8 protein-coding genes, 1 tRNA gene and 1 pseudogene are annotated in these 8,992 nt (G+C 73.5%); 1 reads left to right on the top strand and 9 read right to left on the bottom strand.

What is annotated here, in order from left to right; genetic code table 11:
* From ACWEVO_RS20850 to ACWEVO_RS20835, 4 genes are all read right to left on the bottom strand, one after another.
* On the bottom strand, positions 1 to 287 hold a 287-nt coding region (locus ACWEVO_RS20850; RefSeq protein ID WP_452309187.1), incomplete at its 3' end, for a hypothetical protein.
* 29 nt (positions 288 to 316) lie between these two features.
* The gene (locus tag ACWEVO_RS20845) at positions 317 to 1,075 is read right to left on the bottom strand and encodes a Bax inhibitor-1/YccA family protein (RefSeq protein ID WP_452309186.1); all 759 of its coding nucleotides are present in this window, start codon (positions 1,073 to 1,075) and stop codon (positions 317 to 319) included.
* 124 nt (positions 1,076 to 1,199) lie between these two features.
* A complete protein-coding gene (locus ACWEVO_RS20840; protein ID WP_452309185.1) occupies positions 1,200 to 2,036 on the bottom strand; it encodes a Bax inhibitor-1/YccA family protein in 837 nt (278 codons plus the stop codon).
* 110 nt (positions 2,037 to 2,146) lie between these two features.
* A tRNA-Leu gene (locus ACWEVO_RS20835) sits at positions 2,147 to 2,227 on the bottom strand.
* Positions 2,228 to 2,330: 103 nt separating this feature from the next.
* On the opposite strand from ACWEVO_RS20835, the gene ACWEVO_RS20830 reads away from it, so the two are divergent.
* Positions 2,331 to 4,163, top strand: coding sequence for a hypothetical protein (locus ACWEVO_RS20830; protein ID WP_452309184.1), 1,833 nt, complete (start codon positions 2,331 to 2,333; stop codon positions 4,161 to 4,163).
* Between the two features lie 75 nt (positions 4,164 to 4,238).
* Here ACWEVO_RS20830 and ACWEVO_RS20825 read toward each other — a convergent pair whose 3' ends face one another.
* The 5 genes and pseudogenes from ACWEVO_RS20825 to ACWEVO_RS20805 all read right to left on the bottom strand — a co-directional run.
* Positions 4,239 to 5,567 (bottom strand): NAD(P)/FAD-dependent oxidoreductase, encoded by a 1,329-nt coding sequence (locus ACWEVO_RS20825; protein WP_452309183.1) that lies wholly within the window; start codon positions 5,565 to 5,567, stop codon positions 4,239 to 4,241.
* 102 nt (positions 5,568 to 5,669) lie between these two features.
* Positions 5,670 to 6,230, bottom strand: a complete 561-nt coding sequence (locus ACWEVO_RS20820) for a hypothetical protein (protein WP_452309189.1) — start codon at positions 6,228 to 6,230, stop codon at positions 5,670 to 5,672.
* 67 nt (positions 6,231 to 6,297) lie between these two features.
* Positions 6,298 to 7,662: a DUF58 domain-containing protein gene (locus ACWEVO_RS20815; RefSeq protein WP_452309182.1), complete on the bottom strand. Its 1,365-nt coding sequence runs from the start codon at positions 7,660 to 7,662 to the stop codon at positions 6,298 to 6,300.
* Positions 7,662 to 8,648 carry an AAA family ATPase gene (locus tag ACWEVO_RS20810; protein ID WP_452309188.1) on the bottom strand — a complete coding sequence of 329 codons (987 nt, stop codon included), beginning with the start codon at positions 8,646 to 8,648 and terminating at the stop codon, positions 7,662 to 7,664. Before ACWEVO_RS20810 ends, ACWEVO_RS20815 begins: the two co-directional genes overlap by 1 nt.
* Before the next feature lie 20 nt (positions 8,649 to 8,668).
* Positions 8,669 to 8,992 (bottom strand): annotated as a pseudogene (locus ACWEVO_RS20805) (hypothetical protein); the annotation flags it as partial.

Below are 8,992 nucleotides of genomic sequence, written 5' to 3'. Positions count from 1 at the left end.
GCCGCCGCGGCCAGCACCCCCTCGGGCGGGCCGGCCGTCACCAGGTCGGCGGCCACCACCCGGAGCTGGTCGGGCAGGACCAGGTCGCTGTCGAGCCGGGGCACGTCCCGACGCGGCTCGCCCGCGGCGTCCGCGGCCAGGTTGGCGATCTCCTGCACCAGCTTGTGCACCAGGTCGGCCCGGGACACGTTGCCCCCCTCGGCCTGCGCCGACCAGCGTGGCTGTGCCCAGTGCCCGACCTGGCGGACCAGCAGCTCCACCGCCCGGTCCAGTTCCGCTGCGCTCATCGCGGCCGAGTCTACGACGGCTCGTACGGTCAGCGACGGACGTAACTGAGCAGGCGCAGGATCTGCCAGTAGAGGAAGATCAACCCGACCAGCAGCCCGAACGCGCAGTACCAGGCGTAGCGGCGGGGCAGGCCGGCGCGGGCCGAGCGCTCGACCAGGTCGAAGTCGAGGATGAAGCTGAGCGCCCCGGCGATGATCGCCACCACCGAGAAGACGTACGGCAGCCAGCCGACCCGGGCGGTCAGGCTGTACATCTCCAGCCCCTGCCGGCCGGTGATCAGGTAGGCGACGAGGTTGACCAGGCCGATCGCCACGATCCCGATCAGCGTGCCGAGCACGAGCCGGGCCAGCCGCGGGGTGGCCCGGATGATCCGGGCGCGGTAGAGCAGCGCCATGCCGAGGAAGACGCCGAAGGTGCCGATCACCGCCTGCGCCACGATTCCCGGGTAGACCAGTTCGAAGGCCCGGCTCGCCACGCCGAGCAGCACGCCCTGGAGCACCGCGTACGCGGCGATCAGGGGCGGGTTGGTGATCTGCTTGAGCGAGATGAACAGCACCAGCGCCAGGCTGGCCAGGGCGCTGCCGGCCAGGGCCGCCGAGATCCACCACGCCTGCGGGACGACCACCCAGGCGATCGCCGCCGTGACGCCGGTGAGCAGCAGCAGCCCGACCGTCCGGCTGACCACGTCGGTCACGGTCATCGACTCGACGGCGCCGACCCCCAGCACCTGGCGCTCGGTCCGGCCGACGTCGTCGAGCCGGTCCAGCACCGGATTGGCACTCCGCACCCGCGACCTCCTCGGCGACGTACCCCGGTCTTCACTGTGCCCCGGGCGGCCGGGTGGCGGCGGGAAAACGACGACGCCCGCCGCCGCGGTCGCGGCAGGCGGGCGTCGCCGGGGGTACGGGCGGTCAGTCGTCGCCCTGGAAGTAGCTGAGCAGGCGCAGCACCTCCAGGTAGAGCCAGACCAGGCCGACCAGGATGCCGAAGGCGGCGGTCCAGGAGTAGCGCTGCGGGAGCCCCATCCGGACGCCGTCCTCGATGTTGGCGAAGTCGAGCACGAAGCTGAGCGAGGCGACCACGATGCAGACGAGGCTGAAGCCGATGGCCAGCGGGCTGCCGTCGCGCAGGTGGGTGTTGACGCCGAAGAGCGCGAGCACCAGGTTGATCAGCATGACCGCGAAGAGGCCACCCATGATCGCGATCATGATCCGGGCGAACTTTGGGGTGGCCCGGATGACGCGCGACTTGTAGAGCATCGCCATCAGGAAGAAGACGCCGAAGGTCGCCACCACGGCCTGGAGCACGATGCCGTCGTAGAGCGTGTTGAACGTCTTGCTCACCGCGCCGAGGAAGACGCCCTCGACGACGGCGTACGCGATCACCAGCGCCGGGTTGGCCATCCGGGAGAACGAGATGATCAGGCCGAGCACCAGACCGACGACGGCGCCCCCGAGCCACGCCAGGCCGAGCAGTTGGTCCGGCAGGACGGCCCAGGTGGCGGCGGCCGCGGCGCCGAGGATGCCCAGCAGGGTGACCGTCTTGACGACCACGTCGTCCAGGGTCATCGGAGTCACGGTGGGCGGGGCCGCCGGGTAGCCGGGGGGGCTCGGGTACTGCTGGGGGTACCGCTGGTACTGCTGGGGATATCCGGGCTGACCGTACGGCCCGGGCTGGGCGTACCCGGCCGCCCGCTCGCGGTCGGCCGCCTGGCCGAGCCGGGAGAGCACCGGGTTCGAGGTCTTCACTTCTCAGGCCTCCCTCAGGGGGTCGATGCACGTGAACGTGCACCCTCCAGGGTAAACGGGACCCGCACCCCCGCGCCCGGCGCGAAGCTGTGGGAAACCTGAGAGTCTCGTGCCCGGGGCGGGGGTCGAACCCGCACGCCTTGCGGCAGCCGCTTTTAAGGCGGCCGTGTCTGCCGTTCCACCACCCGGGCGGGTGACACCGGCGCGCCGACACGCGGCGGTGCAGGTCTCACCGTAGCCGTTGCGCGGCGACCGGGCGTACCCCGTGGGGGCCACGCCGATATGGTCGAGCCCGTGACCAGCGCCGCCCCCACGGCCCCCGGGCCCGAGCCCGACGAGGCCGTCCGTCTCGACCCCGCGGTCGGCCGCCCGACCCGGGTGGCCGGGCTGCTGGCCACCGTGGCCCGGCGCCGCGCCGACCTGGTCGTCGCGCTGCTCTTCGTGCTGCTGGCCGGTTGGCTCACCCACGGCCTCTGGCCGGACCCGGGCCAGCGGATGCTCGCGCTGAACCCGGCGGACCAGACCCTCTACGAGTGGTTCCTGGCCGTCGACTCGCGGGCCCTGCTGGGTGACTTCAGCCTGCTCACCGACCGACTGAACGCGCCGGACGGGGTCAACCTGATGGCCAACACCACGGTGATCGCGCTGGGCGTGCTGTTCGCCCCGATCACCCTGGTCTTCGGGGCGCCGGTCAGCTTCGCCCTGCTCGTCGCCGGGAACCTGGCCGGCACGGCGGTCGCCTGGTACCTGCTGTTCACCCGGACGATGCGCGCCCGGCGGGTCGCCGCCGCGCTGGGCGCCGCGCTCTGCGGGTTCGGTCCCGGCATGGTCTCGCAGAGCAACGGCCACCTGCACATGACGGCCCAGTGGCTGGTGCCGGTGATCGTCTGGCTGGTGGTCCGGCTGCTCCGGGCCGCCGACCCGGCCGGCCGCCCGGACGGGCCGGACCGGTGGCGGATGGCCACCTCGGCCGCCGGCCTGGTGGCCGTGGTCACCGTCCAGATCTTCATCGGCGAGGAGGTGCTGTTCCTCACCGCACTCACCCTGCTGGTGATGGCGGTCGCCTACGGGCTGGCGGACCGGGCGCTGCTGCGCCGGGCGCTGCCGGGCTTCGTCGGTGGCCTGCTGGTCGCCGCCGGCGCGGCGCTGTTCGTGCTCGGGTACCCGCTGTGGCACCAGTTCGCCGGCCCGCAGGGCATCGCCGACGGGATGTTCAGCCCGTACTACTTCTCCGCCGACCTGACGAGTTGGTCGACCCTCTCCCCGCTCTCCGTGCTGGGCAGCGACGCCTCGGCCCGGCTGACCACCGGCCCGGCCGAGTACGACACCTTCCTCGGCTGGCCGCTGCTGCTGGTCACCATCGGCTGCGTGGTCTGGCTGGGCCGCCGCCCGCTGGTGGCCGCCTGCTTCGCCGGCGGGCTGGTGATGGCCGTCCTGTCGCTCGGCCCCGAGGTGGTGGTCGGCGGCGAGCGGACCGGCGTGCCCGGCCCGTACGCGCTGCTGACCGGGCTCCCGGTGGTGGACGGCGCGCTGCCGATGCGGTTCGCCTTGGCGGTGCTGCCGCTGGCCGGCGCGGTGCTGACCCTGGCCGTGGACCGGGCCCTCAGCGACCGTGGCCCAGCCCGGCGGCTGGTACCTCTGGCCGTCGGCGCGGCCCTGCTCAGCGTGCTCCCGGCACCGCTGCGCACGGCGGACCGGCCGGCGCTGCCCGAGTTCATCGCCGCCGGCCACTGGCGACAGTGCGTACGCCCCGGCGGTGTGCTGGTCCCGGTGCCCACGGCCACCCCGAAGGACCCGTGGCCGATGCGCTGGGGCACCGCGGCCGGAGCGGCGTTCGGCATGCCCGAGGGCTTCTTCATCGGCCCGTACGGCAAGGACGGCTCGGCGGTGATGGGCACCTACAAGCGCCCCACCTCGGCCCTGCTCGCCGACGTCGCGAAGCGCGGGGTGCCGCCGGCGATCGGGGACGAGCAGCGGCGGCAGGCCGCGCGGGACATCCAGTTCTGGGGCGCCTCCTGCGTGGCGCTCACCGACGACGCCCCGCACGCGGAGACCCTGCGGCGCACCCTGGAGCAGCTCTTCGGCCCCGGCACCCGGGTCGCCGACGCCTGGACCTGGCGGTTCTGAGCTTCCCGCGGCAGGTCGAGCCACCCAGACGGAAGGGCCCCTCCCGCGTACGGGAAGGGCCCTTGCCGGGGAGACTCAGCGGGACGCGCCCACCGGTGCCGAGGCCTCGGCGAACTCCTCGCGCGGGTCGTGCAGCTGGCCCAGCGCGACCACCTCACGCTTGAGGAAGAACGCCAGCGTCCAGTCGACCACGACCCGGACCTTGCGGTTGAAGGACGGGATCCGCGACATGTGGTACGTGCGGTGCATGAACCAGGCCGGCCAGCCGGTCATCTTGACGCCGTAGACCTGGGCCACACCCTTGTGCAGGCCGAGGCTGGCCACGCTGCCGGCGTGCTTGTGCTTGTAGTCGACCGGCGCGCGCCCGCGGACCACGTTCACGATGTTGTCGGCCATCCGGGCCGCCTGCCGGACCGCGTGCTGGGCGCTCGGCGAGCAGAAGTTGCCGGGCTCCTTGGTCAGGTCCGGCACGGCGGCGCAGTCGCCGGCGCTCCACGCGCCCTCGACCACCCGGTCGCCGTCGACGATCTGGAGGGTGGGCAGGCAGGTGACCCTGCGCCGCTCGTCGCGGGGGAAATCGGTCGCGTCGAGCATCGGCGAGGGCTTCACGCCCGCCGTCCAGACGATGGTGTCGGCCGGGAAGCTGTCGCCGTCGGAGAGCTTCACCACGCCGTCGACGCAGGACTCCAGCCGGGTGTCCAGCCGGATGTCCATGTTCCGCTTCAGCAGCTGCTGCACCGTGTAGGCGCCCATGTCCCGGTCGACCTCGGGCAGCACCCGCTGGGTGGCCTCGACCAGGACCCAGCGCATGTCCTCCGGCTTCAGCTCGGGGTAGTAGCGCAGCGCGTCGCGGGCCATGTCCTCCATCTCGGCGAGCGCCTCGATGCCGGCGTAGCCACCGCCGACGAAGACGAAGGTCAGCGCGCGCCGGCGGACCTCCGGGTCGGTCGTGACGGCCGCCACGTCGAGCCGGTCCAGCACGTGGTTGCGCAGGAAGACGGCCTCGCCGATGGTCTTGAACCCGATGCCGTGCTCGTGCAGACCCGGGATCGGCAGGGTGCGGGACACCGAACCGGGTGCGACCACCACATGGTCGTACTGGATCTTTCGCGTCGGGCCGCTGATCGGCTGCACGATCGCGGTCTTCTGGTCGTGGTCGATCCGGGTGACCGTGCCGGCCACCACCGTGCACTTGCGCAACTCCCGTCGCAGCGGCACCACCGCGTGCCGGGGCGAGATGTTGCCCGCCGAGGCCTCCGGGAGGAACGGCTGGTAGGTCATGTGCGGCTGCGGGTCGACGACGATGACCTCGGCCTCACGGGAGCTCAGCTTCTTGGACAGGCGCAGAGCGGCGTACAGGCCCACGTGCCCGGCACCCACGACAAGGATCCGCTTCGGGTTCACGTCATCTATCTTTCCCCGGGGGCCTCGGGTAATCCCGTTCGAGACCCCCTTCTGTGACGGAGCACAACCCCTGTGACCTGCGCAACGTCCCGGGACGTCCCGCTATCTGCGACGCAGGAGCCAGCCCAGAAGGGCGCTCAGCGCCACCGCGACCAGCAGCCCGACCACCGTCGCCACCTGGGACCCACGATCCCCACCGACCCCGCCCAGCCAGCCCAGCACGATGCCGATCACGGCGCTCGCCAGCACCACCCCGCCGGCCCGGCTCAGCCACCGGACCGCCAGGTCCGGGTCGACCACCGCGTCGTACGGCAGCAGCGCGGCGAGCGCGCAGAGGGTGTGCGCCAGGTAGAGCAGCGCGGCCACCGCGACCAGTCGCCACAGGGCCGGCGGCCGGTCGAATCCCACCGTGGCCAGCAGCCAGCCACCGACCGTGACCAACGCCGCGAAGGTGGGCCAGACCCGGCGCGGCCCGACCGCCGGCAGCAGCGCCACCACCACCAGGGCGAGCAGCGACCGCGGGGCGAGCGCCTCCACCGGGTACGCGACCAGGAAACCGACCAGCACGGTGAGAAAGATCCCGACGCGGATCAACAGCGGGACGGGGCTGATTCGGCTCACCTGGAACCGCGCCGCCCGCAACCGCTCGTGCAGCCCCTCCACCAGTTCGTTCACCGGAGCCTGCCTTCGTTCGCGACTGCGGGACTCCGCTCGGCTGCATTCCTCGCGCTCACCGGCCACCCACCCGGGGGGCGGTGGCCAGGCGGGCCACGTCGCGCAGCACCTGGTCGAGGCTGCCGGCGCCGGCCCAGCGCACCACCGGCACGCCGTGCTCGCGGAGCTGGCCGATCATCGTATCCCGGTCCAGCCGCCACAGCCGGTACGCCACCTCGGCCCAGCCCCGGTCCTTCGGCGCCGGCAGGTCGGCCGGGAGGGTGTCCACCGCCACCACGAACCGGCCGCCCCGCGCCATCCGGGCGAGCATCTGGGCCGAGCGCTCGTCGAGCAGCGGGGTGAGCACCACCACGAGCGCGTCCGAGGAGAGCAGCTGGGGGCCGAAGACCTGGTCGTACGGCTCGTGCGGGGAGGACTCGGCCTTGACGTCGAGCAGCCACTCCAGCACGGTCAGGTACTGGCGGCGGCCGGTGGCGGGGCGGAGCCGGCGGGCCGCCGGACCGTACTCCAGCAGCGCCACCCGGTCGCCCCGGTGCAGGTAGTGCTCGGCGATCGCGGCGGCCGCCCGGACCGTGGTGTCCAGCACCGACGCCGGACCGCGTACGCCGCCGGAGCGGCCCGCCTCGGCCAGCACGTCGAGCAGGACCACCACCTCGGCGTCCCGGTCGGAGAGGGTGGCCGCCACGTGCAGCTGCCGGGCCCGCAGGGAGACCCGCCAGTCGATCCGGCGCAGCCGGTCCCCCGGGGCGAAGACACGTACCCCGGCCAGCTCGCCGCCCTCGCCGGGCCGGCGGGAGTGGTGCGCACCGACCAGGCCCGCCGCCCGCGGCATCGCCTCGACCGCCTCGAACGGCTGGGTCATCGGATAGACCCGGGTCCGGACCGGCTCGGTGATCACCGACCGGGAGACGAGCAGCCCGTCGGCGACCGCCACCCGGGTGCCGGCGGGGCCGATCGGGTGCCGGCCCCAGCGCAGGGCGGTCCCGGTCAGCGCCAGGTCCACGGCGGTGTCCGCGGGCACCGAGGTGACGAAGGGACGGTCCGCGCCGCCGGAGCGGCTCACGTCCACCCCGGTCCCGCCGAAGCCGACCTTCTCCACCCGCAGCCACGGCGACATCCGGGTACGCACCACGGCCACGTCGTACGACACGGTGTCCGGGTTGGCGACGGTGACCGTGGCGGTCATCGGCGTCCCCTCGACCAGGTGCGCGCCCCCGACGCCGACCTCCAGGCCGGGCAGCGTGGTGGGCCGCCGGCGCAGCCCGTACGCGGTGCCCAGCGCGAACGGCGTGGCCAGCACCACCAGGTCGATCCGGCCGAGCAGCACGGCCGCGACGAGCAGCAGGCCGGTGAGCAGCACGGCGCGGCCGAGCGCCCAAGTGGGCGCCCAGCCGCCGGCCGGCTCGTGACGGTCGGCCATCAGTGTCCGACGGGTCCGGCCGCGTAGCTGGGCAGGGCGCCGCTGGCCGGGGCGGGGGTCGACTCCAGCACCTCGCCGACGACGAAGGACGGGTCGACCCGGCGCAGCCACATCTCCGGGCGCAACGTGATCCGGTGCGCCAGCGCGGGCACCGCCACGGCCTTGACGTCCTCGGGCACCACGTAGTCCCGGTTGGCGAGCACCGCGCGTACCCGGGAGAGCAGCAGCAGCGCCAGCGAGCCGCGCGGGGAGGCGCCGACCAGCGCGGACGGGTGCTCCCGGGTGGCCGCGGTCAGCGCCACGATGTACCGGCCGATGGAGTCCTCGACGACGACGTCCTCCAGCGCCGCCTGCATCGCGCGCAGCGTGCCCGCGTCCACCACGGGCGTGATCTCGGCCTCCTCGCGGCGGCGGGCGATCCGCCGGCGCAGCACGTCCCACTCCTCGTCGTGGTCCGGGTAACCGAACGACACCCGGAGCAGGAACCGGTCGAGCTGGGCCTCCGGCAGCGGGTACGTCCCCTCGTACTCGATCGGGTTGGCGGTGGCGAGCACGTGGAACGGCTCGTCCAGCCGGTAGGTGACGCCCTCGACCGAGACCTGCTTCTCCTGCATCGCCTCCAGCAGCGCCGACTGGGTCTTCGGCGGGGTGCGGTTGATCTCGTCGGCGAGCAGCAGGTTGGTGAAGACCGGGCCGGCGCGGAAGGAGAAGTCGCCGCTGCGCTGGTCGTAGAGGAAGGAGCCGGTGACGTCGGCGGGGAGCAGGTCCGGGGTGAACTGGAGGCGGCGGAAGTCGAGCCCGAGCGCCTGCGCGAAGGACCGGGCGGTCAACGTCTTGCCCAGGCCGGGCAGGTCCTCCAACAGGACGTGGCCGCCGGCCAGGATGCCGGCGAGGACCAGCTCCAGGGCATCCCGCTTGCCGACCACGACCGTGCCGACCGCGTCGAGCACCTTCCGGGCCAGCTGGCCGACCTCGGCGGGGGCCATGCTCCGGTCCACGTCGTTCTTCACAGCTTCTCCAGTTCGGCGACGATCGCCGCGAGTTCGCGCGGCGACGGGGGGCGGCGGGAGGGGGTGGCGAGGAACGTCCACAGCGGCTCTCCCAGCAGGGCGCGGGCGCGGGCCGGATCGGTCTCGCGGGTGATCCCGTGCTGCTGGCGCAGCCGCTCGTCGGCCAGCTCACCGAGGCGGGGCAGGATCCGCTCGGCGAACCGGTCCCGGTTGCCGGCACACCAGTCCAGCGGGCGTTCCCAGCCGTTGATCGCGGCGCGCAGCGCGTCCCGGGCGGCCCAGTTCCAGGTGCCCGGCTCCTCGCCGGCCGGGGCCCGGGC

The sequence above is a fragment of the Micromonospora sp. NPDC003776 genome (assembly GCF_053605645.1).
This window is presented reverse-complemented; position numbering and strand designations above follow the sequence as displayed.